At 61.5% G+C, this 25,156-nt stretch carries 15 protein-coding genes; 6 read left to right on the plus strand and 9 right to left on the minus strand.

Going from position 1 to position 25,156, the window contains the following annotated elements:
- Positions 1-9: 9 nt before the first annotated feature.
- From ALFI_RS12925 to ychF, 8 genes are all read right to left on the minus strand, one after another.
- Positions 10-2,544, minus strand: a complete 2,535-nt coding sequence (locus ALFI_RS12925) for a TonB-dependent receptor (RefSeq protein WP_014776132.1) — start codon at positions 2,542-2,544, stop codon at positions 10-12.
- A 566-nt stretch (positions 2,545-3,110) separates the two neighbouring features.
- Positions 3,111-4,535 (minus strand): D-xylose transporter XylE, encoded by a 1,425-nt coding sequence (gene xylE, locus ALFI_RS12930; protein ID WP_014776134.1) that lies wholly within the window; start codon positions 4,533-4,535, stop codon positions 3,111-3,113.
- A gap of 4 nt (positions 4,536-4,539) precedes the next feature.
- A complete protein-coding gene (gene xylA / locus ALFI_RS12935; protein ID WP_014776135.1) occupies positions 4,540-5,853 on the minus strand; it encodes a xylose isomerase in 1,314 nt (437 codons plus the stop codon).
- 24 nt (positions 5,854-5,877) lie between these two features.
- Entirely contained in the window at positions 5,878-7,362 is a 1,485-nt protein-coding gene (locus tag ALFI_RS12940) for a xylulokinase (protein WP_014776136.1), read from the minus strand.
- A gap of 20 nt (positions 7,363-7,382) precedes the next feature.
- The gene (locus ALFI_RS12945) at positions 7,383-8,129 is read right to left on the minus strand and encodes an NUDIX hydrolase (protein ID WP_014776137.1); all 747 of its coding nucleotides are present in this window, start codon (positions 8,127-8,129) and stop codon (positions 7,383-7,385) included.
- Between the two features lie 311 nt (positions 8,130-8,440).
- The gene (locus ALFI_RS12950; protein ID WP_014776138.1) at positions 8,441-9,499 is read right to left on the minus strand and encodes an aldose epimerase family protein; all 1,059 of its coding nucleotides are present in this window, start codon (positions 9,497-9,499) and stop codon (positions 8,441-8,443) included.
- A complete protein-coding gene (gene gltX, locus ALFI_RS12955) occupies positions 9,499-11,031 on the minus strand; it encodes a glutamate--tRNA ligase (RefSeq protein WP_009597959.1) in 1,533 nt (510 codons plus the stop codon). The genes ALFI_RS12950 and gltX overlap by 1 nt, the downstream gene beginning before the upstream one ends.
- 47 nt (positions 11,032-11,078) lie before the next feature.
- Positions 11,079-12,179, minus strand: coding sequence for a redox-regulated ATPase YchF (gene ychF / locus ALFI_RS12960; RefSeq protein WP_009598048.1), 1,101 nt, complete (start codon positions 12,177-12,179; stop codon positions 11,079-11,081).
- A 466-nt stretch (positions 12,180-12,645) separates the two neighbouring features.
- On the opposite strand from ychF, the gene ALFI_RS12965 reads away from it, so the two are divergent.
- Positions 12,646-15,120, plus strand: coding sequence for a beta-glucosidase (locus tag ALFI_RS12965; protein ID WP_014776139.1), 2,475 nt, complete (start codon positions 12,646-12,648; stop codon positions 15,118-15,120).
- A 189-nt stretch (positions 15,121-15,309) separates the two neighbouring features.
- Here ALFI_RS12965 and ALFI_RS12970 read toward each other — a convergent pair whose 3' ends face one another.
- Positions 15,310-16,488 (minus strand): AraC family transcriptional regulator, encoded by a 1,179-nt coding sequence (locus ALFI_RS12970; RefSeq protein ID WP_014776140.1) that lies wholly within the window; start codon positions 16,486-16,488, stop codon positions 15,310-15,312.
- Positions 16,489-16,799: 311 nt separating this feature from the next.
- Between ALFI_RS12970 and ALFI_RS12975 the strand changes: the two genes are divergently transcribed.
- Genes ALFI_RS12975 through ALFI_RS12995 form a run of 5 tightly spaced genes read left to right on the plus strand, consistent with a single transcriptional unit; the run spans position 16,800 to position 25,152 of the window.
- Complete coding sequence (locus ALFI_RS12975; RefSeq protein ID WP_014776141.1) at positions 16,800-19,691, plus strand: GH92 family glycosyl hydrolase; 2,892 nt, start codon at positions 16,800-16,802, stop codon at positions 19,689-19,691.
- A gap of 36 nt (positions 19,692-19,727) precedes the next feature.
- Positions 19,728-20,567, plus strand: coding sequence for an endonuclease/exonuclease/phosphatase family protein (locus ALFI_RS12980; RefSeq protein WP_014776142.1), 840 nt, complete (start codon positions 19,728-19,730; stop codon positions 20,565-20,567).
- Between the two features lie 8 nt (positions 20,568-20,575).
- Entirely contained in the window at positions 20,576-22,507 is a 1,932-nt protein-coding gene (locus ALFI_RS12985; RefSeq protein ID WP_014776143.1) for an alkaline phosphatase, read from the plus strand.
- Positions 22,508-22,517: 10 nt separating this feature from the next.
- Complete coding sequence (locus ALFI_RS12990) at positions 22,518-24,131, plus strand: MGH1-like glycoside hydrolase domain-containing protein (protein WP_014776144.1); 1,614 nt, start codon at positions 22,518-22,520, stop codon at positions 24,129-24,131.
- A gap of 16 nt (positions 24,132-24,147) precedes the next feature.
- Entirely contained in the window at positions 24,148-25,152 is a 1,005-nt protein-coding gene (locus ALFI_RS12995; protein ID WP_039940285.1) for a metallophosphoesterase family protein, read from the plus strand.
- Positions 25,153-25,156: the final 4 nt, after the last annotated feature.

Genomic DNA, 25,156 nt, shown 5'->3' on the forward strand with positions numbered 1-25,156 from the left:
ATTTGCCCGTCAGAACTTCACCGTGACGTTGGCCAGCACGTTCAGGGGCGCCTGCGCGAAGTAGTAGGCCATGTCGATGCGCCGGGGCGTGGGCTCGCTCCACGTGTCCATGTACGAATAGCCGTAGCCGTTGCTTTCGTACTCGGCGTTGAAGAGGTTGTTGATCTGCAGGCCCAGCCGCACGCTCCGGGCGGCGCGGGTGCGGAACGTGTAGCCCAGATTGAGGTTGGTGACGCAGTAGCGGTCGAGCGAGAGTGTCTCGTTCTCGTCATTGGTGAAGTACTGTTTGCCTACGGCCTGCGTGTGCAGCACGGCTTCGAAGCCCCGGTAATGGAAGTCCAGAAACAGCGACCCCATGGCCGACGGCGAGTAGGAGATGGTCCGCTCGCCCAGATTCTGCCCGTAGGTGGGGCTGTTCGAGAGTGCGTCCACATAGTTCTCGATCCGGTTCTGGCTGAAGGTGGCGTTGGCGCCGGCGGTGAACCATCCGGTCACGCGCCACGAAGCCGTCAGCTCGATGCCGCGGCGGTAGCTGTCGGGCACGTTGACGTTCAGTGCGTCGGAGCTGTCGTTGACCATGCCCGTATGCACCAGCTGGTCCTTGTACTTCATGTAGTATAGGTTCACGCCCGCGCTGAAACGGGGCGACGAGTAGTCATAGCCCAGTTCGTAGTCGTAGAGTTTCTCGGACGAGGGGTACGAGTCGTCGCCGGAGAACATGTAGCGGTCCGTGAAGTCGCTGCGCGTCGGCTCCTTCTGCGCCACGGCGAACGAGAAGTAGAAGTTGTGACGCTTGGCGAGCGTGTAGCTGACGCCGGCGCGGGGGTTGAAGAAGTGGGATGTCTCGTCCACGTCGATGGGCTGCATGCCCCCGCTCGCTTCGTCGTAGTTGTCGTTCACGCCCCATGCCTTGTAGTGAACGTAGCGGTACTGCATGTCGGCGAAGAGGTTAAGTCCGCGGGCTACGGTCCAGTTGGCGCGTGCGAAGAGGTTGGCGTCCTGCTTGTCCACGTCGTTGTCGTACCAGCGTTTGCTGCGGTAGTCGGCGGGATCGGTCTCCTGCATCCAGTCCAGCTCGCCCCAGTGGGGACAGCTGTAATAGCTCCACGAACCGCCGAAGGCGAGGTCGAGGTTGTCCGCGGCGTAGGCCGCCGCAGCGTTCAGGCCGCCCAAGTGGTTGCGCATGAGTTTTTCGCGGATCAGGTCCCTGCGCACGGCGATGCGTTCGCCGTCGCCGTCCGTCACGAAATTGCCTTGGTCGTCGGTCTGGTAGGCCAGATGGTCGGGGAAGAGGTATTCGAAGAGCTTGGCGTCGTCCTTGTACTGCTTGTAGTAGCCGTAACCGTAGGTGTAGAAGGCCGTGGCGCTCAGCGTCCATCGGTCGCCCAGCCGCTGGCTGAGGATCAGCTGGTTGTTGATCTGCAGGTAGTTGTCGGTCTCGTCGTCGTAGAAGTTCACCTGCTGCCACTCCCCGTCCTCGCTGTTCCAGATGCGGTGGGAGTAGGCGTCCGAGGTAGAGTACATGCCGCTGCTGTTGTAACGGCGGCCATTGAGACGCATCTCGTCGCGCGTGGCGCCGTTGTAGCTGAGGTTGGTTTTGGCCTTGCCGCCGAACGAAACCAGCTTGAGCATCGTGTTGCCGTTGTAATAGCCGCCTTGGAACATGTAGGAGGTGAGGGAGGTCCCTCCGCGGCGGATGTAGCCGTCCGAGGAGAGGCGCGTCAGGCGTGCGTCCACCGTCCAATGGCCGCCCATCAGCCCCGACGAGACGTGCACGGCCTGTTTGTTGGTGTTGTACGATCCGTACGAGAGCGAGACGTCGCCGCCGAACTCGGTTTCGAGCGGGGCCGTGGACATATTGACCGCGCCGCCGAAGGCGCCCGTGCCGTTGGTCGAGATGCCCGCGCCGCGCTGGATCTGCATCGTGCCGACCGACGAGATGAGGTCGGGCGTGTCGTACCAGTACATCGAGTGCGAGTCGGGGTTGTTCATCGAGACGCCGTTGATGGTGACGTTGAGCCGTGTGGCGTCGGTTCCGCGCAGGCGCATCGACGTGCCGCCGATGCCGATGCCCGTTTCGTTGGTGGCGATCATCGAGGGAGTCAGCGCCAGCACCGACGGAATGTCGAATCCGTAGCTGTTGCGGGCGATCGCTTCGTGCGAAAGGTCGGTATAGGCGACCGGCGTGCTGCCCGATGCGCGCGTGGCGGTCACCTCGATCTCCTGCAGGCGGTACATGCGCACGGAGTCTTCGGGCCGGCCCGGCCCGGCGGCTGCCGTGATCGCTTCGCTTGTCTTTGCAGGGGGAACGGCAGCTGCCGTGACAAACGCCGCGGATCGTGTCGCGTCTGCGGCGGTTGCGGCGTTCGTTACGCCTGCGGTGAGGGAGACGGCAGCCGGAGTTTCGGCCGCAGCGGTAATTACGGCGTTTGCCGGATTCTCGGCGTTTGCCGGATTCTCGGCGTTTGCCGGATTCTCGGCGCTCGCCGTGTTTGCGGCGACGCAGAGCGCGACGGCCGCGATGGGAAGTAGAAACCTTTTCATGTCTGAACTTTTAAAAGTTAATGAACTGAAAAGGGGTATGCGTTGAAAGATTATGCATCCCGGTTTCGGCATTACCCGTATCCGGTTCAATGGGTATAATCTCAGCCTGATAGTAAGGCACCCCTTCGAAATATCGACGGCAAAGGTAATAAAAGATTCGGGAAATCGGGAGCGGGATGTGAAGAATTTCTGAAAAACTCAGCAGGTGCAAGCAGGAACGGTTGTCCGATGGTTTCGTGACGATAATGCAACGACGCGGGCATGTGCCCGCGTCGTTGCACTGCGGCCGATGACTTTTCCTTGCGAATCGGGTTCGGACTGCTCTTTCGGCTCTTTTGGTCCGTTGTTCTGCTGCCTGCGTTGCCCGGTTACGCCTGCGTATCCGCCTGCCCGCCGGCAACCTGCGATGCTCCCGGCTTTCGGATTGCGCCTCCGGGGTCCTTGCTGTCGGAGATGGCCGGGTGCCTGAGTCTCCCGGCCGGGACGCTCTGTTACCGGCAATGCCCGGTCTCAAGGTCCGCCCGGTCCGGTTGCCCGTTGTTGCGACGTCCGGTTTTTGCCGCGGCTCAGTCGCCGTTTTTCCGCCAGAGTTTCGACATCTCTTCGAGGGTTCTGCCCTTGGTTTCGGGTACCCATTTCCAGACGAAGAGTGCCGATGCGAGCGCCATCAGGGCATAGATGCAGTAGGTGCCACCGACGCTCCATGCACTCAGCGACGGGAAGGTCGCCGAGACGAGGAAATTCGAGATCCACTGCGCAGCCACGGCTACGGCCACGGCCTGCGAGCGGATCGTGTTGGGGAAGATTTCGGAGATCAGCACCCAGCAGATCGGGCCCCACGACATCATGAACGATGCGGTGTAGATGATGATGAAGACCAGCGCCGCAATGCCGATCGACCCGGTGAACGAAAGCGCCGCAAGGGCGGCCATGCCGATCATCATACCCGCCGAACCGACGATGAGCAGCGGTTTGCGGCCCACGCGGTCCACGGTGAAGATCGCCACGACCGTAAAGAGGATGTTGACCACGCCCATCACCACGGTCTGGAGCATCGAAGCGTCGCCCGACGCGCCCATTCCGGCGAAGATGCGCGGGGCGTAGTAGAGCACGACGTTGATGCCGATGGCCTGCTGGAAAAACGAGAGCAGGATGCCGATCAGGATCACCGCTGCGCCGTAGGCGAAGAGCCGCTCGGTCTTGGCGTGTACCGTCCGGCGGATTTCGGTGTGAATCGTGCGGGCCTCGGCCGCGCCGTTGATGCGCGTGAGCACCTGCAATGCCTTCTGATCGCGTCCGGTGAGGGTCAGGTAACGCGGGGTTTCGGGCACGAAGAGGATCAGCAGCAGGAAGGTCGCCGCGGGGAACGCTTCGCTGAGGAACATCCTGCGCCAGCCGACGGAGACCCTGGCGGCCTGAATGGCTTCGCCCGTGTCGCCCAGCTGGTTGCGGATCAGATAGTTCACGAAGTAGACGACCAGCATGCCGAAGATGATGGCGAACTGGTTGCACGAGACGAGCGTGCCGCGGATCTTCGCGGGCGAGATTTCGGCAATGTACATCGGACACACGGCCGAGGCAAGTCCCACGCCGATACCGCCCAGAATGCGGTAGATGTTGAACGACGCCAGCAGCGGCAGCGACGCCTCGCCGTAGGGCAGGATGCCGCTTTCGGGCCGCCACGAGCCGACGGCCGAGACGAAGAACAGCACGGCCGCCGCGACGAGCGTGCGTTTGCGTCCCAGACGCGAGGCCAGCAGGCCCGACAGCGCACCGCCGACGATGCAGCCCACCAGCGCGCTCGATGCGGTGAAGCCGTGCATCCACGGCGTGTAGGTGAAGTCCGCCGCACTGCGGAAGAACTGGTCTAGGGCCTGCTCGGCTCCCGACACCACGGCCGTGTCGTAACCGAACAGCAGGCCGCCGATGATGGCCACCAGCACGATCGAAAGCAGATAGGCGCGGCTCCCGGTTTCTTGGGTTTTAGTCATAAGGTCAGATATACATGTTCACGATCGCTTCGAACAGCTCCTGTTTGCCGCTGCGCTGGACGGGTTCGTGCCGGCGGGCGTAGTCGGCGACCTGCTCCAGCGTGAGCTTGCCCTCCTCGAAGAGCCGGCCTTCGCCTGAGTCGTAGGAGGCGTAACGTTCGGCGAGCATCTTTTCGTAGGGCGAGTCGTCGAGAATGTCGGCGGCGATGAGCAACGCGCGGGCCATGACGTCCATCGCGGCGATGTGGGCGATGAAGATGTCTTCGGGGTCGGTCGAATTGCGGCGCGTCTTGGCGTCGAAGTTCGTGCCGCCGCCCTGCAGGCCGCCGCCGCGGACGATGACCATCATCGCTTGCACCATTTCGTAGAGGTCGATCGGGAACTGGTCGGTGTCCCAGCCGTTCTGGTAGTCGCCGCGGTTGGCGTCGATCGAGCCGAGCATCCCGGCATCGACGGCGCACTGCAACTCGTGCTCGAAGGTGTGTCCGGCAAGCGTGGCGTGATTGACCTCGATATTGACCTTGAAATCCTTGTCCAGCCCGTGCGCCCGCAGGAACCCGATGACGGTCTCCGTGTCGGCGTCGTACTGGTGCTTCATCGGCTCCATCGGTTTGGGCTCGATCAGGAAGTTGCCCTTGAACCCCTTCGAACGGGCGTAGTCGCGGGCCATGCGCAGCATGGTGGCCATGTGCTCCTTTTCGCGCTTCATGTCGGTATTGAGCAGCGACATGTAGCCTTCGCGTCCGCCCCAGAAGACGTAGTTCTCGCCGCCCAGAAAGATCGTGGCGTCGATGGCGTTCTTGATCTGCAGCATGGCGCGGGCCGCGGCGTCGAAGTCGGGGTTGGTCGCGGCGCCGTTCATGTAGCGGGCGTGGCCGAAGACGTTGGCCGTGCCCCATAGCAGTTTGATGCCGGTTTCGTCCTGCTTCTGCTTGGCGTAGGCTACGATCTGGCGGAGGTTCTTTTCGTACTCTTCGGGCGTCGCGGCTTCGTCCACGAGGTCTACGTCGTGGAAACAATAGTACTCGATGCCGATCTTCCGCATGAATTCGAAACCCGCGTCCATCTTGGCTTTCGCGCGCTCGATCGGACATGCGGACTCGTTCCACGGGAAGGTTTTGGTGCCGCCGCCGAACTGGTCGCCGCCTTCGGCGCAGAGGGTGTGCCACCACGCCATCGAGAAACGGAACCAATCCTTCATCTTGCGGCCTTTCACGACTTTTTCGGGGTCGTAGTAACGGAAAGCCATCGGGTTCTTCGACTCCGGGCCTTCGAATTCGATCTGTCCCACGGTGGGGAAATACTGTTTTGATGCCATGATATTGAATGATTTGTTAAGTTGTTATTCCATTCTTTTCTCCACTTCCCGGACCCATGCCCGGTAACCTTCTTCCAGCGTCTCTCTGTCAGCTTCGGCGGGTTCCACGACCTCCAGCCTGCGCAATGCGGCGAACGCTTCGCCGCGCGTCTTGTAGTAGCCGGCGCCCAGCGCCGCGCCGCGGGCTGCGCCCAGCGCGCCGTCGGTATTGAACAGTTCGATGCGGGCGCCCGTGAGCGTCGAGAGCGTCTGCCGGAAAAGCGGCGAGAGGAACAAGTTTGCTGCGCCTGCGCGGATGACGTCGGGGCGCACTCCCAGCCCGCGCATGATGTCGATGCCGTAGCGGAAGGAGTAGGCGATGCCCTCCTGCGTCGCACGCAGGAGGTGCGCCGTGGTGTGGCGGTTGAGGTCCAGTCCGATGATTCCGGCTCCGGGGCAGCGGTTGCAGAGCATCCGTTCGGCTCCGTTGCCGAAGGGTACGACCGACAGCCCTTCGGAACCTGCCGGGACGCTTGCGGCCAGCCGGTTCATCTCCGCATAGTCGAGCCTCTCCTGCGTGACGTTGCGGCGTATCCACGAGTTCATGATGCCCGTGCCGTTGATGCAGAGCAGAATGCCGTAACGGGGATTGCTGGCCGTGTGATTGACGTGGACGAAGGTGTTCACGCGCGACTGCGGGTCGGCTTGGCGTTTGTCCGTGACGCCGTATAACACGCCGCTCGTGCCGCCTGTTGCGGCGACTTCGCCCGCCTCCATGACGTTGAGCGAAAAGGCGTTGTTGGGCTGGTCCCCGGCGCGGTAGGAGATCGGAGTGCCTGCGGGGATGCCCAGCAGCCGTTCGGCCGCTTCGTCCGTGCAGGCCTCCGTGCCGATCGAGACGCCGGCTTCGGGGATCGTCTCCTGCGGAATGCCGTACCACCCGGCCACGAAGTCGGCCCGCCGCTCCTCTTCGAAGTCCCAGAGTATCTGCTCCGAAAGGCCGCTGACGGAGGTGGACATGCGTCCCGAAAGGCGGTAGGCGATGTAGTCGCCGGGGAGCATGAATTTGTATATCTGCGCGAATATGCCGGGTTCGTTGCGCCTTACCCACGCCAGTTTCGACGCAGTGAAGTTGCCCGGTGAGTTGAGCGTATGCGCGAGACAGAACTCCCGTCCGATGCCTTCCAGCGCTTCGGCCCCGATCTCCACGGCGCGCGAGTCGCACCAGATGATTGAGGGGCGCAGCGGGCGTCCTTGCCTGTCGAGACAGACCAGTCCGTGCATCTGGTAGGTGATGCCCACCGACACCACGTCGCTCATTGCAAAGCCCTGCGCCGCAATGGTCCGAATGCCTTCGCAGACGTAATGCCACCACATTTCGGGGTCCTGCTCGGCCCAGCCGCTCTGCGGCGATCCGATGGGCATTTCGGTCGCGGGGTTGGCGGACGAGGCCGCGCACTCGCCCGACGCGATGTCCAGCAACGATACCTTGACCGACGAAGAGCCTATGTCTATGCCTAAACTTTTCATATGTTATCTGTTGTTATGGATCAATACCTCCAGTTGTTGATGAATCCCAGCTTCAGCTTCGCCTTGAGCGCCTTTTTGTAGGCGTTTTTATTAAAGGTATAATATTGCGCCGGCTTGTGGGCTACGCCCTGTTCCCGTTCTGCGGTCGGGGTCAGAAACCCCGACGCGAGTATCTTCTTGCGGAAGTTGCGGTTGTCGATTTCGATGCCCAGCACTGCGCTGTAGAGGTTTTGGAGCGCGCGGATGGTGAGTTTGCGTGGCAGCAGTTCGAAAGCCACGGGCGATTGCAGCATCTCGCGGCAGAGAACCGCCAGCGCCGCCGAAAGTATCTGCTTGTGGTCCATCGCCAGCCGCTGGATCGAATCGACATCGACCCATTGCGCGCCCTTGGCCGTGGTGTAGGCGACGGTACGGGTGTCGAGCTTCACCAGCGCGTAATATCCCACCGTCACCACGCGTTCGGTCCGTATGCCGTGATAGCGGTTGATCCACTCCAGCTCCTCACCGCTCACCCGGTTGGGATCGGAGAATATATCCATCTGTTTGAGGTATACGTCCCGCAGTCCGGTGGCCTCTTCGAGCACACGGTAGGCGGCCTGCGGCAGCGTCTCGTTGTCGAGAATCATGGCGCCCGGCAGTTTGAGCTTGTCGAGACGGGTGTCGGGGGCATAGTAGCGCCGCTCGATCAGCAGCACTTTGAGCGACTTGCCGTTGAAACCGAACACGGCGCAGTCTACCGACAGCGATTGGTTCATCTGGATGGACATGGGGCTGGTTTTAGGTTGCAGACGTAAAATTATCCATTCGGCGGATGAAAAACAAACTTACGGCCGTTTTTACGCTAACTGTTCGGCGCGTATGCGCCCCTCGGCCCGGTGAGCGTCCGATTACGGGCGTCGGACAATAGTCGCTTTTTTACGCTAAGTCATTTCCGGCTGCGCGGCGGATCGTAAGTAACGCGGATAACGCAGTAACGCGGGCGTATGCCCGCGTTACTGCGTTATTGCCGAGCAGCGTATCTGCCCGTGTCCGGCCGGTGCCGGGAGTTTGTTTTGGTTGCGCCGCGGTTCTCCGCCGCCTATGCGAAAGTCCCGAACCGGAATACGATTTTCTGACAGTAGGTTTCGCCGGGTCTGAGCAGCGGCGACGGGAATTCGGGGTGGTTGACGGCGTCGGGGTGGTTTTGACATTCGATCGCCACGCCGTCGTAGTCGTTGTAACGGCCGCCCGACTTGGTTTCGGGGCATCCGCCCGCGAGCCAGTTGCCGGTGTAGATCATCACGCTGGGCTGCGACGAAAGCACCGTCACGCAGCGGCCCGAAGTATGTTCGCGCAGACAGCCGACCTCGCCCAGAATGTTGGGCTTCCAGCCGTCGATGACGAACGGGTGGTCGTACCCCTTGAAATCGCGGATGTGGTTGAACTCCGAGTCGATGCCGGGGCGGAACGGACGGAATTCGCGGAAGTCCTGCGGCGTGCCCGCTGCGTCGAGCAGCCGGCCTGTGGGGATCTGCTTGTCGTTCATTTCGAGCACCTGCGAGCTGTTCAGGCGCAGCTGGTGGTCGAGGACCGACCCGCTGCCTTCGCCCGCGAGGTTGAAATAGACGTGGTTGGTGAGGTTCACCACCGTCGTTTTGTCCGTCCGGGCCAGATAGGTTATTTCGAGCGCATTCTCATCGTCGAAATCGAACACGGCCTCGACGTTCAGTTCGCCGGGGTAATTCTGGTCGCCGTCCTCCGAAAGGAGCGACATGACCACGCGGTTGGTCTCCACACGGCTCTCCCAGATGCGGTTGGCGAAGTTCTTCGTGCCGCCGTGCAGGTGGTTGGGGCCGTTGTTCACTTCGAGCGCGTACTCCTTTCCCTCGACGGTCATGCGGCCGAAGGCGATGCGGTTGGCGCAGCGGCCCACGCTCTTGCCCGACGCGGCTCCGTCGAAGAAGTAGCCTTCGGGATGCTTGTAGCCCAGCACCACGTCGGCCATGCGGCCCTCACGGTCGGGCATCGTGACGGAGACGATGGCGGCCCCGAAATTCGAGATTTTCACTTCGGCGCCCTTATCGTTGCGCATCGTGTAGAGGATGATGGCTTCGCCCTCCGGCGTCATGCCCCATACGTGTTGTTCGATCTGTACCATTATTCTGCGGGTTTTAAGGTTGCGAGGATATGGTCGATGCGGCGCAGGGTCTCTTCGCGGCCGATGAACGCCGTGACGTCGTACATGCCGGGACCTTTGCCCGCGCCTACGAGCGCCAGCCGCAGCGTGTTCATCACCTGTCCCATGCCGTATCCCTTCTCTTCGATCCAGCCGTGGACGATTTGTTCGGTGTTCTCTTTCGAGAAGTCGTCGATCGAGGCCAGTACGCCGCGCAGCTCGCGCAGGATTTCGGGGTTTTGGCCCTTCCAGTACTTCCGGGTCTGCTTCTCCTCGTATTCGGCCGGCGCCGTGAAGAAGAACGACGTGAGGTCCCAGAGGTCGGTGATGAACGTGGCGCGCTCCTTCATGATGCCTGCGGCCCGGCCTGCGACCTCGTCCGCGACTTCGATACCGTGGTCGCGCAGGATGGGCTGGAACAGCGCAGCCAGCTCGGCGTCGCTCTTGTGGTGCATGTACTGGGCGTTGAACCATTTGGCTTTGTCGGGCTGGAAGCGTGCGCCCGATTTCGAGACGCGCTCCAGCGAGAAGCTGTCGATCAGCTCTTGCATCGAGAAGATCTCCTGTTCGGTGCCGGGGTTCCAGCCCAGCAGCGCCAGCATGTTGATGAATGCTTCGGGGAAATAGCCGTCCTCGCGGTAGCCGCGGGCCGTTTCGCCCGTCGGGGAGGTCCAGAAGAGCGGGAATACCGGGAATCCCATCTTGTCGCCGTCGCGCTTCGAGAGTTTGCCGCCGCCCGTGGGTTTGAGGAGCAGGGGCAGGTGGGCGAAGCGGGGCTGACGCTCCTGCCAGCCGAAGGCCCGGTAGAGCAGGTAGTGCAGCGGCAGCGAAGGCAGCCACTCCTCGCCGCGGATGACGTGCGAGACCTCCATTAGGTAGTCGTCCACGATGTTGGCGAGGTGGTAGGTGGGCAGTGCGTCGGCCGATTTGTAAAGCACCTTGTCGTCGAGCGTCGAGGTGTTCACCTCCACATGGCCGCGGATCAGGTCGTCCATTTCGACGGTCTGGTTTTCGGGCATCCGGAAGCGGATCACCCACTGGTCGCCGCGTTCGATGCGTGCCTTCACCTCGTCGGCCGGCAGCGCCAGCGACGTGGCCAGCTTTTCGCGCACGGCATAATTGTAGGCGAACGCTTCGCCGCGCTCCTCGGCTTCGCGGCGCAGGGCGTCCAGCTCTTCGGCGGTGTCGAAAGCGTAGTAGGCCCAGCCTGCATCGACGAGCTGGAGGGCGTATTTGAGGTAGATTTCGCGGCGTTCGCTCTGGCGGTAGGGGGCGTGGGGACCTCCCGCGCCGACGCCTTCGTCGATCTCGATGCCGCACCATTTGAGCGATTCGAGGATATACTCTTCGGCGCCCGGCACGAAACGCTGCGAGTCGGTGTCCTCGATGCGGAGGATCATCACACCGCCGTGCTGACGGGCGAAAAGGTAGTTGTAGAGGGCCGTGCGGACGCCGCCGATGTGGAGCGGCCCCGTGGGGCTGGGTGCAAAGCGCACTCTTACGGGTCTGGACATAATGATATGCTGTTTATATATTGTTCCGTGTTTGGTCTCTCTTCGGGTCAGACGTTGAACAGGAAGTGCATGATGTCGCCGTCCTGCACGACGTACTCCTTGCCTTCGACGCCGATCTTGCCCGCGTCGCGGCAGGCTTTTTCCGACCCCAGCGTCACGTAGTCGTCGTATTTGATCACTTCGGCGCGGATGAATCCCTTCTCGAAATCGGTGTGGATGACGCCGGCCGTCTGCGGGGCCTTCATGCCGCGGACGTAGGTCCATGCGCGCGACTCGTCGGCGCCGGTGGTGAAGAACGTTTCGAGGTTGAGCAGTTTGTAGGCCGATTTGATCAGGCGCTCGACGCCCGACTCTTCGAGGCCGAGGTCTTCGAGGAACATCTGCCGCTCCTCGTAGCTTTCCAGCTCGGCGATGTCGGCTTCGGTGGCGGCGGCGACGATGAGCATTTCGGCTTTTTCGTCGGCGATGGCCGCACGGACCGCCTCGGTGTAGGCGTTGCCCGTAGCGGCGCTCTTTTCATCGACGTTGCAGACGTACAGCACCGGTTTGTCGGTCAGCAGGTTGAGGTCGGCGACCAGTTTGCGGTCCTCCTTCTCCAGTTCGACCGTGCGGGCGCTGCGGCCCTGCTCCAGCACCGATTTGTATTGCAGCAGCAGTTCGACCTGACGTTTGGCGTTCTTGTCGCCGCCCACGGCCGCCTGCTTCTGGGTCTTGCCCAGCCGGTTTTCGATCGTTTCGAGGTCCTTGAGCTGCAGCTCGGTGTCGATGATGCCCTTGTCGCGCACGGGGTCGATCGAGCCGTCCACATGGGTGATGTTGCCGTTGTCGAAGCAGCGCAGTACGTGGATGATGGCGTGCGTGTTGCGGATGTTGGCGAGGAACTTGTTGCCCAGTCCTTCGCCTTTCGACGCGCCTTTGACCAGTCCGGCGATATCGACGATTTCGATGGTGGTCGGAATCACCCGCTTGGGTTTGTCGATCTCGGCCAGCCGGACGAGCCGCCGGTCGGGGACGGTGATTACGCCCACGTTGGGTTCGATGGTGCAAAAGGGAAAGTTCGCCGCCTGCGCCTTCGCGTTGGACAGGCAGTTGAAAAGGGTCGATTTGCCGACGTTCGGAAGACCCACGATGCCACACTGTAAAGCCATTGAATTATCTTGTTTGTTTCGAATCGGTTGTCTGCGGCCCGGAGCGTTCCGTACGGACGGCGGTTGTCGCGTGTCCGGCATCTTCCGCGCATCCTGCACCGCAGGCGGTGCGGGCGACGGTTGCTGCGTGTCCTGCGCATTAAGCGTGTGCGGACGGAGGTTTGCGTGCGTTCAGCATCCGCTGCGCGTCCTGCGCGGACGTCGGCGATGCTGCCCGGCAGCATCCGGCGGGAACTCTCCTGCGGGCCGAAGCGCAAAGATACTAATTTCTTTTCATATATGTATTGGCTCGCTCTCCGATGATGAAAAATATTGCTCCGGCTTAGGGGCTGTCTGTGGCGCGGGTGTGTATTATCGTGAACGGTCCGGCCGGCCGCTGGTTTCGGTTCGGAAGTTTTTATTTCCGATCCGATGCTTTTCGGAATATTTTTACTTTCTTTGCATAAACCATTAAAACTTCAACCCGATGAAAAAAACTCTTGTTGCCGTGCTGGCGGTCGCGTTCGTATCGTCCGCCGCCGCGCAGCCTATCCCGCCGCAGGCCAAAGAGCGCGCCGCCGAACTGGTCGGACAGATGACTCTCGATGAAAAAATCGATTATATCGGCGGTTACAACGAATTCTATATCAGGGCCGTTCCGCGTCTGGGCATTCCCGAAATCCGGATGGCCGACGGTCCGCAGGGCGTACGCAACAATACCCGCAGTACGATGTTCCCCTGCGGCGTGGCCGCCGCGGCGACTTGGGACCGGGCGCTGGTGCGCGATATGGGACGCGGTCTGGGGCAGGACGCCCGCGCCCGCGGCGTGCATATCATGCTGGGACCCGGCGTCAATATCTACCGTTCGCCCCTGTGCGGCCGTAACTTCGAGTACTTCGGCGAGGACCCCTATCTGGCGTCGGAGACCGCCGTGCAGTATATCGAGGGCATGCAGTCCGAAGGAGTTATGGCGACGATCAAACACTTTGCGGGCAACAATCAGGAGTGGGACCGTCATCAGGTGAGTTCCGATATCGACGAGCGTACGCTCCATGAAATTTATCTCCCGGCCTTCCGCAAGGCGGTCGAGCAGGCCGGCGTGGGCGCCGTGATGTCGAGTTACAACCTCGTCAACGGCCAGCATGCGACCGAGAACGAGCAGCTTGCGGTCGATATTCTGCGCGGGATGTGGGGCTTCGAAGGAATCTTCATGTCCGACTGGAACGCCACCTATTCGGCCGAGGGCGCCGCCAACCGGGGACTCGATCTGGAGATGCCGAGCGCCCGGTTTATGAACGCCCGCAACCTGCGTCCGCTCATCGAATCGGGCGTGGTGTCGGAACGTACGATCGACCTGAAATGTCAGCATATCCTCCAGACGCTCATCGCGTTCGGATTTTTGGACCGCCAACAGCTCGACCCCGCTATTCCCGAATGCAATCCCTTCTCGGACGCTGCGGCGCTCGACGTGGCGCGCGGGGGTGTGGTGCTGCTCAAGAACGACGGGGCTTTCCTGCCGCTGACCAAACAGCGCGATATCGTGGTGCTGGGACCCAATTCGGGCAATATCCCGACGGGCGGCGGCAGCGGTTTCGTGCATCCCTTCTCGACGGTTTCGGTCGGCGAGGGCATGCAGATGATGGGCAAGAAATACAGGGTGACGGTTTTGGGCAATCTCCCTTCGGCGAGCGATATGGCCGCTCAGGGCATGGTCTACACCTCGGCCGACTGCAAAACGCCGGGACTCAGGGGCGAGTACTTCGCCAACAAGCGTTTCGAGGGAACTCCCGCGCTGACGCGCGTCGATACGAGAATCGGCTTCAACTGGAAGGATAAGGCGCCGGCCGAAGGGCTTCCCGCCGACGGCTTCTCGATCCGCTGGACCGGCGTGTTCGTTCCCGAATCCGACTGCACGGCTTCGCTGGTCATGCGCGGCGACGACGGTTACCGGCTCTTCGTGGACGGCGAAGAGGTGCTCGCCGACTGGGGCAACCACAGCGCGACGACCCGCAAGGGGAGCGTCGAAATGAAGGCCGGCCGGAAATACGCGCTGCGGTTGGAATATTTCGACAACGCCTCGTCGGCCGAGGTGTCGTTCGGCTATATGACCGCCGATCCCCGCGCCGAGGATGCCCGGATCGTCCGGGCCGACGCCGTGATCTACTGCGCCGGATTCGACAGCTCCAACGAAAAGGAGAATTCCGATCGGACCTTTGCGCTGCCCGAAGGGCAGTCCGAAGAGATCGCCCGGCTCGCGGCGCTCAACGAGAATCTGATCGTGGTCGTCAACAGCGGCGGCGGTGTCGATTTCTCGACGTTCGACGATAAGGCTAAAGCGATTCTGATGGCGTGGTATCCCGGACAGCAGGGCGGTCAGGCGATCGCCGAGATCGTAACGGGGCGGATCTCGCCCAGCGGCCGCCTGCCGATCTCCGTCGAGCGCCGCGCCGAGGACAATCCGACGCTGGGCAGCTATTACGAGAATGTGGCGCGCACCCACCGCAAGAACACCCTGCAGAAGCGCGTTACTTATAATGAAGGCGTGTTTGTCGGCTACCGCGGTTACGAGCGCAGCGGGGTGAAGCCGCTCTATCCCTTCGGTTACGGACTGAGCTATTCGACGTTCGAGTATTCGGACCTGAAGGTCGAGAAGTGCGACGGCGGGGTGGTCGTGTCGTTCGCCGTGAGGAACACGGGCGGTATGGACGCCGCCGAGGTGGCGCAGGTCTATGTGGGCGACGTCGAAGCCAGCGTGCCGCGTCCTGCCAAGGAGTTGAAAGGTTATGAGAAAATCTTCCTGAAGAAAGGCGAACAAAAGCGCGTCGAAGTGATGCTGACCGACGAAGCCTTCCGCTTCTACGACATCTTCTCGCACGGGTTCGTGACCGAGCCGGGCGACTTCAACATCTTCGTGGGATCGTCGTGCGAGGATATCCGCCTGCGGGGCGGTGTGACGCTCTGACCGCAGGACGGTCGAACAGAACTAAGCGGCGGCCTTTGAGGGGCCGCTGCTTTTTTTTGTGCATGGATTTGCGGGGCGGTTGGCGGGTATGACAGTTGGCCGTATAATTAATGAAACCGGCGGAAAAGACAGGAGGGGAGGTATTGGGAATTCGGGCGCCCGGATATTGGGAACGGCCCGCCGGGCGGATCACCGTCTTTTGGGCGCGAACTGTTCGCGGTATTCCGAGGGGGTGATGCCCTTGAGCTGGCGGAAGGTGCGCGAGACGTTCTTGATGTCGGAGAACCCCAGCTCGGCGGCCGCTTCGGAGACGCTCTGGCCTTCGCAGAGCAGCTGCATCATCTTTTCGATGCGGACCTGTATGATATAGTCGTAGATGGAGGTGCCCATGCTCTTCTTGAAACGGGTTTCGAGCAGGCGGCGCGACAGGGGGACCAGCTTCACGAGTTCGTTGACCGTGATTTTCTGGCTGATGTTCTCATGGATGTAGCGCAGCACTTCGGCGATGTGCGGATCGTTGTTGGCGTAGATGTCGGTCGATTGCCGCGTGACGATGTGGGTCGGCATCACCATGACGTCCTCCCACTCCGCTTCGGGGTTACGGATCAGCCGGTCGATCAGGCGCGCCACGTCGTAGCCGCCCTGCTCGACGCCCTGATTGAGCGACGAAAGGTTGGGGGTGGAGAGCTTGCAGATCGTCTCGTCGTTGTCCACGCCCAGAATGGCGATGTCGTTCGGGATGCGGGAATTTCCCCCCCCCTCGATCTGCAGGCACGCCTCGGTGATATGATATGCTTGGTTGTCGTCGCACGCCATGATCGCCACCGGCTTGGGCAGCGACTGCAGCCACGTGATGAGCTGCGTCGAGTCGTAGTACCACAAATCGTTCTGGGCGCTGCTGCGCAGCGACGAAAAGGTGAATTCGGGATTCGCCGCCTCGATCGTCTCGCGGAAGCCCTGACAGCGTTCGTCCGAGAAGTCGATGCCCCGCGTGCCGTAGAAGGCGAAGTTGCGGAAGCCCTTTTGCAGAAAATACTCGGCGGCCATCCTGCCCGCCGAATAGTGCGGTCCGGTGATGTTGGGGATGGTGGTGAAGCGTTTCTTGAAGTCCTGTGCGATGGCTATGATCCCGTTTTTGCGGAACAGTTCGACGTTGTCGGTGTTGTAGAACTGGCCGATCACGGCGTCGGCCTTCATGCGCACGGCCCACTCCACGACGGCTTCGATGCCGAATTTGTCGCGTATCGACAGCGGCAGGCGGCACAGGCTCCATGCCTGCGCCGTGTCGTGCGCATAGCGCGCCATGCCGAGGAGCAGTTCTCGTGCGTACGCTTCGGAAAAGTCGGTCAGGAAAATTACGCGTGCCATCGTTCGGGTAGTGTCCGTTCGACGGTAAAGGTAGCTTTTTTTTCGGAAATCCGGGCGGTTTCTGCGATTTTTCGGCGGCGGATCGGGGCGTTTCGGGGGCGCCGGGCGGGAAATGACGGTTCTGCGCGATTTGAGGAAGTAAAAGCGCAAATAGCCACGGCAGGGTGCAATCGCTTCTCTATATTTGTATGACCTAAACTGCGACCGGCTTCGGACAGACGAAGAGAGAAGGGCGCGGAGTTGCAATATCGCTCCGGAATCCGTACCTTTGATTTGTATTTTCCGGACGGTTCGCACTACCGACTACTGTTATGACCAAAAAACTTACCCTTCTGCTGCTGGCCCTCGCGGCCCTTGGCTGTTCGCCGCGGTCCGCCGATCCCGTCGATTATGTGAACCCGTTCATCGGCACCGGATTCCACGGGCATACCTATCCGGGCGCGACCACGCCTTTCGGCATGGTGCAGCTGAGTCCCGACACCCGCGCCGGCAACTGGGACGCCTGCGCCGGCTACCATTACAGCGACACGACGATCGACGGCTTTTCGCATACGCACCTGAGCGGTACGGGATGCGCCGACCTTGCGGACATTCTGTTCCATCCGACCACGCGCGAAATCGTGATCCACGACGGCGAGTGCGTCTTGCAGCCCTATTTCTTTTCGCATGACGACGAGCGGGCTTCGTGCGGCTACTACGCCGTGACGCTGCCCGACGTGAATGTCGGGGTCGAACTGACCGCCGCGCCCCGTACGGGCGTACACCGCTATACCTTTGCGGGCAAAGGTCCCCGGCGGGTGATCGTCGATCTGCTGCATACGGTCACCGAGGAGAAGATCGACCTGTGCGAACTCCGCCGGACGGCTCCCTACGAGCTGGTCGGCATGCGCCGCACGCAGGGGTGGGTGCCCGATCAGTATGTATTCTTCGCGGCCCGCTTCTCGGAGCCGTTCGCCGACGTGCAGCTGTTGGGGGACAAGCAGGCCGTGCTGACCTTCGCGCCCGACGTGCGGACGCTCACGATCGCCGTGGGATTGTCGTCCGTCAGTGTCGAAAACGCCCGTATGAATTCGCTTGCGGAGGTTCCCGAACTGGATTTCGACGCCGTGCATGCCCGCGCCGTCGGGCAGTGGCGCAAAGCGCTGGGCGACATCGTCGTCGAAGGCGGCTCGCGCGACGAGATGACCAACTTCTATACGGCGCAGTACCATACGAAACTGACGCCCAACCTGATGAGCGACGTGAACGGCGAGTACCGCCGCCATGACCAGACCGTCGCGCGGATGCCCGAAGGGGAGTCCTACTACTCGACGTTCTCGCTGTGGGATACTTTCCGGGCGTGGAATCCGCTCCAGACGCTGGTCGATACCGCGCTGGTGAACGACATGATCCGCAGCATGCTCGACATGTACGATTCAACGGGCGAACTTCCGATCTGGCCGCTGGCTTCGGGCGAGACGGGCACGATGATCGGCTACCATGCCGTGTCGGTCATCGCCGACGCCTACCTGAAGGGAATTCGCGGCTATGATGCCGACAAGGCGCTGGAGGCGATGATCCGTTCGTCGAACATCAATAAGAAAGGTTCGGACTATTATACGGCGCAGGGGTATATTCCCTCCAATATCAAGCGCGAATCGGTCTCCTGTACGCTGGAATACGCCTACGACGACTGGGCGATCGCCCGCATGGCGCAGGCTATGGGCCGCGACGACGTGTTCGGGGAATACGCGCGGCGGGCGCTCAACTATGTGAATGTTTTCGACGGCTCGATCTGCTTTTTCCGCGGCCGTCAGTCCGACGGCAACTGGTCCGCGCCGTTCGAAGAGTTCGCTACGGGCCGCGACTATACCGAGGCCACGCCGTGGCACTACCGCTTCTTCGTGCCGCACGACGTGAACGGCTTGATCCAGCTTTTCGGCAGCCGCGAGGCGTTCATCCGTGAAATGGACCGGCTCTTTACGCTCGAATCGGACGAAATGCAGCTCGACGTGAGCGACGTGACGGGGCTGATGGGGCAGTACGCCCACGGCAACGAGCCGAGCCACCATATGGCTTACCTTTATAATTATGTGGGACAGCCGTGGAAGACGCAGGAGCTGACGCGCCGCCTGCTGCACGAGATGTACGCCCCGACGCCCGAAGGCATCATCGGCAACGAGGACTGCGGCCAGATGTCGGCATGGTACGTCTTCTCCAGTCTGGGCTTCTATCCCGTATGTCCCGGCTCGAACGAATTCGCGCTGACCGCGCCCCAGTTCCCGAAAGCCGTCGTGCGGCTGGCCAACGGCCGTACGCTGACCCTTACGGCCGACAATCCGCGCCGCAGCGTCTATATCGCTTCGGTGACGCTCGACGGGAAGCCGATCGACCGGAACTACATCACCTACGACGAGCTGATGCAGGGCGGCGAGCTGCACTATGCGCTCCGGCCGCGCCCCGATTACGAACGCGGGACGGACGATGCGGCCGCGCCCCATTCGCTGACCCGCGGCGAGGTGGTTTCGATTCCCTATACCACGCAGAACGTGAGCCTGTTCACCGAGCCGCTCGCCGTCGCTCTGGCGACGACGACCTCCGGAGCGGAAATCCGCTATACGCTCGACGGCTCGGAACCCACCGAAACGTCGGCGCTCTACGCCGCTCCCGTGCCGGTGGACCGTTCGCTGACGCTCAAGGCCAAAGGATTCAAACCCGGCGCTGCGCCTAGTCGTACGCTGACGCTCGAAGCCGAGAAAGCGGTGTTCCGCCGGGGTATGCCCGCAGAGACCGCCACGCGTCCCGGCGTCGCTTACAGCTATTACGAAGGCGTTTTCTCGTGTGTGAACGATATTCGGAAGGGAAAATACGTGTCGTCCGGCACGATGCCTGCGCCCTCGATCGCCCAAGCTCCGCAGGAGGACCACTTCGCCTATGTCTTTACGGGATTGATCCTCATTCCGGAGCGGGGCATTTGGGAGTTCATGACCAAGAGCGACGACGGCAGCGTGCTGATGATCGGCGACCGTAGGGTGGTGGACAACGACGGGTCCCACGCTTCGGTCATGGCGACCGGACGCGTGGCGCTCGAAGCGGGACTGCACCCTTACACGCTGCTCTATTTCGAGGATTACGAAGGACAGGACCTCGCGTGGGGCTGGAAAGCGCCCGGAGCGGAGGGCTTCGAAGCGATCCCCGAAGCGAATCTGCGGCTGACGAATTGACGGAAATATTGTATTTACATAAAAAAACAGGGGACTATGAAACGATTGATCTATCTTCTTGCGGCGGTTGCGTTCACCGCCTGCGGCTCGGCGACTTCGCTCAGCGTGATGACCTTCAACATGCGTTACGACAATCCCGAAGACGGGCAGAACAACTGGCGTTTCCGCCGCGAACGGGTCGCCGGGGTGATTAAGGCGCAGGAGGTCGATGTGCTCGGCACGCAGGAGCTGCTTTCCAACCAGTTCAATGATCTGAGCGGTCTGCTGACCGGGTATCAAGGAGTGGGCGTCGGACGGCTGGACGGCGCCGAGTCGGGCGAATACTGCGCCGTGTTCTTCAGGAAGGACCGCTTCACGCTGCTCGATTCGGGAACGTTCTGGCTGAGCGAGACCCCCGAAGTGGTGGGGTCGCTGGGATGGGACGGCGCCTGCGAGCGAATCGCCACATGGGTCGTGTTGCGCGACAGGGACGGCCGGGAACTCTTCTTCATCGACACCCATCTCGACCATGTCGGGCAGGTGGCGCGCGACGAGGGCGTGAGCCTGCTGATGAAGCGCATCGAAACCCTGAGCGGAGGACGTCCTGTGATCCTGACGGGCGACTTCAATTCGGAACCCGGATCGTCGGTGGTGGCCCATGTGCAGAAGGACGGCGTGCTGCACGACGCGAAGGCGATCGCGGCGCAGCGGTCGGGAACCGACTGGAGTTTCTCCGATTTCGGACAGATTCCCGAAGCCGAGCGTCCCCTGCTGGATTATATCTTCGTGAGCGGCGACATCGAAGCCGTCCGCTATGAAGTGCTGCCCGACACCTTCGACGGCGGCTATGTTTCCGACCACGCTCCGGTGATGGCCGTTGTCAAAATCGCTAAATGACTCCGACGATGAAAAGGATACTGAAAAGCTGGCTGCTGGCTGCGGCATTGTGCTTCTGCGTAACGGCTGCGGCCGAACGGCCCGTGCTGATCCATTCGCACAACGATTATTGCCGCCGCGCTCCTTTCTGGCAGGCGTACGCTCAGGGAGTCTATTCGATCGAAGCCGACGTGTTTCTGCACGACGGTAAACTGCTGGTCGGACACGATGTCGAGGACCTTTCGCCCGATATGACTTTCGAGTCGCTCTATGTCGAGCCGATCGTGACGCTTTTTAAGCGTAACGGCGGCCGTGCATGGAAAGATTCGGACGAGCAGCTGCAACTGATGGTCGAACTCAAATCGGCGACCGAACCGACGCTGCAGGCCGTTACGGCGCTGCTGGGCCGTTATCCCGAAGTCTTCGACCCGACCGTGAATCCCGAAGCCGTGCGTATCGCCGTTACGGGACGGGTTCCTGCGCCTGCGGATTTCGGCAAATATCCCGCCTATGTCCGTTTCGACGGCAACTGGGAGGTCGATTACACTCCGGCCCAGCTGGAACGTATCGCCCTTGTAAGCGCCGATTTCAAGGATTATTCGCAGTGGAACGGCAAAGGCTCGATCATTCCCGTCGAGCGCGTGAAGCTGGAAAAGATCATCGACCGCGCCCACGGCTGGGGCAAGCCCGTGCGTTTCTGGGGCGCTCCCGAAGGAACGACGGTCTATTATACGTTCTACGACATGGGGATCGACTACATCAACACCGACCGTCCGGAGGTCTGCGCCGGATTCTTCGACGATTTCGGCAACAAGAATTTCCAGATCGGCCAGCGCCGTACGTCCGTCGGTGGCGTGACCGGCACGAAGCGTCTGGACAAGACCACGCGCGATTTCAGGGGATTTCAGAACGATAAACTGCAGCTCACCGAGGGTATCGACGTTTACACGCCGACCTATCGAAACGACGGCGGCAGGGGGAAAGTCAAAAACGTGATCTACCTGATCGGCGACGGCATGGGCCTTTCGCAGATCGTGGCCGCGTTTTATGCCAACAAGGGGCTTTCGACGCTGCAGATGAAGTATATGGGCCTGCAGCAGAATAATGCGCTGGATGCCTTCACGACCGACTCGGCCGCGGGCGGCAGTGCGCTGGCGACGGGCGAACGTCACGATAACCGCCATATTTCGATGAGTTCCGAAGGCGAGCCGTATCCTTCGCTGAGCGACTTTTTCCATGACAAGGGGATGCCGGTGGGCGTGCTGACGCTCGGCAATGTCGCCGATGCCACGCCGACGGCCTTCTACGGACATTCGGTCGAACGCGACAACGCCGACGAGCTGACCCGCTGCCTGATGGACGGCCGCGTGGACCTGCTCTGCGGCAGCGGCATCCGCGAATTCACCCGCCGCAGCGACGGCGTGGAGCTGATCTCCGAGCTGAAAAAACAGTATGACTTCGTGCGTTCGGTCGACGAGATCAAGGCCCGGAAAGGCAAGGTGATCTGCATTGACGAGACGATGGACGATGCCGCCGAGCAGGCCAACCTCACCTTGCTGGCCGACGCCACGAGGGCTTCGATCGCCAAACTGCAGGAGCAGGGCGGCAAAGGCTTCTTCCTGATGGTCGAGGGCGCCAAGATCGACTATGCCGGCCATTCGCGCTGCCTGCCCGGCTCAATTATCGAAATGCTGAGCTTCGACCTCGCCGTGGCCGAAGCGCTGAAATTCGCCGACCGAAACGGCGAGACGCTCGTCGTGGTCACGGCCGACCACGAGACGGGCGGACTGGTGCTGGTGGACGGCGACGAGCGGACGGGCCGCGTGATGGGCGTCTATGTCTCCGACGACCATACCCCCGCGATGCTTCCCGTATTCGCATACGGTCCCGGAGCCGACAAGTTCTGCGGTACGTATATGAATACGGAGATCGCCCGCAGGATCAAATCGCTGATAAAATAAACCGCATATTATGACGCTACGCAAACAAATCGCGGCGCTTCTGCCGCTGGTCTTCGCAGCGGGAGCGGCCGGAGCGCAGGGCCTTAAATCGGGTCCTTACGAGCTGCCTTACAAGAATACCTATGTAAAGGAGGTCTTCGTGGCCGAAAACGAATTCCGGACCGCCAAGCCCGAAACCATCAAGCCCCGTTCGTTCGCCGAGGCCCGCAAGATCCTGCCCGCACCCGTGTGGGAGGGGCACGACAAAGAGATCGAGATGTACTGGCATGCTTGGCGGATCGCCGTGGGCAACATCCGCCAGCCGCAGGAGGGATCGGAATTCGTCTCGCCGTATCTGGATATCGCCTACAACGGCAATATTTTCATGTGGGACGCCTCGTTCATGATGATGTTCGCCCGCTACGGCTACCGCTTCTTCCCGTTCCAGCGTTCGCTGGACAACTTCTATGCGAAGCAGCACCCCGACGGCTTCATCTGCCGCGAAATCCGGGCCGACGGCTCCGACTGTTTCGAGCGTTACGATCCGACTTCGACCGGCCCGAACCTGCTGCCGTGGGTCGAGCTGACGTACTACCGCCAGTTCGGCGATATCGACCGCCTGCACAAGGTCTTCCCCGCGCTGTGCGCCTACGCCAAATGGTGGCGGCTCAACCGCACGTGGCCCGACGGCACCTATTGGTCGAGCGGCTGGGGAACGGGCATGGACAACATGCCCCGCGAGAAGCCCGAATACAACCCGATCTTTTCGCACGGACATATGGTCTGGCTCGACACCAACCTGCAGCAGATGCTGGTAGACGAGTCGCTGCTGAACATCGGTTTCTATATCGAACGCTGGCAGGAGATCGAGGATATGGAGGACGAGATGAAGCGGCTGCGCGCCTATGTGAACGAACATCTCTGGGACGAGCGGACGGCTTTCCTGTACGACCGCTACGGCGACGGAACGCTCTGCACGACCAAGGGAATCGGCGCATTCTGGGCTTTGCAGGCCGATGCGCTGGACAAGGAGCGGCTCGACCGCATGGTGGCGCATCTGAGCGATACGACCGAGTTCGACCGTCCGCACCGCGTGCCGTCGCTCTCGGCCGACCATCCGAAATACAATCCGCTGGGCCGCTACTGGCAGGGCGGCGTATGGCCCGGTACGAATTACATGACCATCGACGGCCTTTACCGTAAGGGCTATCACGACCTTGCGCGGGAGATCGCCGCGAACCATTACGCCGCAGTCTTCGAGGTGTGGAAGAATACCGGCACCTTCTGGGAGTACTACGCCCCGGAGAAGATCGAACCCGGATTCATGGCACGCAAGGACTTCGTGGGCTGGACCGGACTTCCGCCCATCGCCGTCTTCATCGAGTATATCCTCGGCGTGAAGTCGGATTACTCCGAAGGCCGCATCGTGTGGGACATCGAGCATACCGAGGCCCACGGCATCGAACGCTATCCCTACGGGCCGGACGGCGTCGTGGGGCTGAAGGTCAAACGGCGCGCTTCGGCCGGCGAGACGCCCTCCGTGAGCGTTGAGACCAACGTGCCCTTCGACCTGACGGTGACGTGGGGCGACGGCCGGAGCCGTACGGTCCGCGTGGAGAAGAGTGGCAGCGTGAAACTGAACTGAGCAACCCAACCTGCTTATGAAAAAGATAACGACACTTATGTGCGCCGTTGCCTTGTGGTGCTCGGCGCAGGCGCAGAGGCCCGCTCTGGAATTCAACGGGGAGGGGAAATTCAAGATCGCGCAGTTCACCGACGTGCACCTCGATCTGGGGAATCCCTACCGGCAGGCGCAGGCGGAGAAGACGATCGCTCAGATGCGTTATATCCTCGATGCGGAGCGGCCCGATCTGGTCGTCTTCACGGGCGACGTGGTGACGGGAAAACCTGCCGCCGAAGGGTGGAAGCGCGTGCTGGCGCCCGTTGCGGAGCGTAACCTGCCGTTCTGCGTGGTGCTGGGCAACCACGACGCCGAACAGGATATTCCGCGCGCCGGAATCGGCCGCATCGTCACTTCGTATGCCGGGACGCTCAACACGCTGAACGCCGACGGCGAACTGGCCGACGTGGTGCTGGAGATCGCCGGGAAGAAATCGCCTGCGGCGTTGCTTTACTGCCTCGATTCGCACGACTATTCGACTGTCGAGGGTATCGACGGTTACGGCTGGTTCACGCAGGATCAGATACGCTGGTACCGCGACCGGAGCGCCGCCTATACCGGGGCCAACGGCGGGAAACCGTTGCCGGCGCTGGCCTTTTTCCATATCGCCCTGCCCGAATACGTCGCGGCGTGGCGCAATCCCGACAATACGCATATCGGCCGCGCCGCCGAGGACGAGTGTCCGGGCGAGCTGAATCCCGGCATGTTCGCGGCAATGGTCGAGAGCGGCGACGTGACGGGGGTGTTCGTGGGGCATGACCACGACATCGACTACGTCGTTGCCGAGAAGGGTATAGCGCTCGGATACGGACGTTTTTCGGGCGACGATACGACCTACAACAACTTGCGCCCCGGCGTGCGTCTGCTGGTGCTGACCGAAGGCGAACGGGGCTTCGAGACGTGGATTCACGAGCGCGACGGACGGATCGTCGATCACGTGGAGTTCCGCGACGGCAGGATCAGCAAAGTCAAGAACAGCAATTAACAGA

The sequence above is a fragment of the Alistipes finegoldii DSM 17242 genome (assembly GCF_000265365.1).
GTDB lineage: Bacteria > Bacteroidota > Bacteroidia > Bacteroidales > Rikenellaceae > Alistipes > Alistipes finegoldii.

Excerpts from the sequence above, each read along its gene's own strand:
- ALFI_RS12925 (WP_014776132.1), bottom strand. The coding sequence starts at position 2,544 with ATGAAAAGGTTTCTACTTCCCATCGCGGCCGTCGCGCTCTGCGTCGCC.
- xylE (WP_014776134.1), bottom strand. The coding sequence starts at position 4,535 with ATGACTAAAACCCAAGAAACCGGGAGCCGCGCCTATCTGCTTTCGATC.
- xylA (WP_014776135.1), bottom strand. The coding sequence starts at position 5,853 with ATGGCATCAAAACAGTATTTCCCCACCGTGGGACAGATCGAATTCGAA.
- ALFI_RS12940 (WP_014776136.1), bottom strand. The coding sequence starts at position 7,362 with ATGAAAAGTTTAGGCATAGACATAGGCTCTTCGTCGGTCAAGGTATCG.
- ALFI_RS12945 (WP_014776137.1), bottom strand. The coding sequence starts at position 8,129 with ATGTCCATCCAGATGAACCAATCGCTGTCGGTAGACTGCGCCGTGTTC.
- ALFI_RS12950 (WP_014776138.1), bottom strand. The coding sequence starts at position 9,499 with ATGGTACAGATCGAACAACACGTATGGGGCATGACGCCGGAGGGCGAA.
- gltX (WP_009597959.1), bottom strand. The coding sequence starts at position 11,031 with ATGTCCAGACCCGTAAGAGTGCGCTTTGCACCCAGCCCCACGGGGCCG.
- ychF (WP_009598048.1), bottom strand. The coding sequence starts at position 12,179 with ATGGCTTTACAGTGTGGCATCGTGGGTCTTCCGAACGTCGGCAAATCG.
- ALFI_RS12965 (WP_014776139.1), top strand. The coding sequence starts at position 12,646 with ATGAAAAAAACTCTTGTTGCCGTGCTGGCGGTCGCGTTCGTATCGTCC.
- ALFI_RS12970 (WP_014776140.1), bottom strand. The coding sequence starts at position 16,488 with ATGGCACGCGTAATTTTCCTGACCGACTTTTCCGAAGCGTACGCACGA.
- ALFI_RS12975 (WP_014776141.1), top strand. The coding sequence starts at position 16,800 with ATGACCAAAAAACTTACCCTTCTGCTGCTGGCCCTCGCGGCCCTTGGC.
- ALFI_RS12980 (WP_014776142.1), top strand. The coding sequence starts at position 19,728 with ATGAAACGATTGATCTATCTTCTTGCGGCGGTTGCGTTCACCGCCTGC.
- ALFI_RS12985 (WP_014776143.1), top strand. The coding sequence starts at position 20,576 with ATGAAAAGGATACTGAAAAGCTGGCTGCTGGCTGCGGCATTGTGCTTC.
- ALFI_RS12990 (WP_014776144.1), top strand. The coding sequence starts at position 22,518 with ATGACGCTACGCAAACAAATCGCGGCGCTTCTGCCGCTGGTCTTCGCA.
- ALFI_RS12995 (WP_039940285.1), top strand. The coding sequence starts at position 24,148 with ATGAAAAAGATAACGACACTTATGTGCGCCGTTGCCTTGTGGTGCTCG.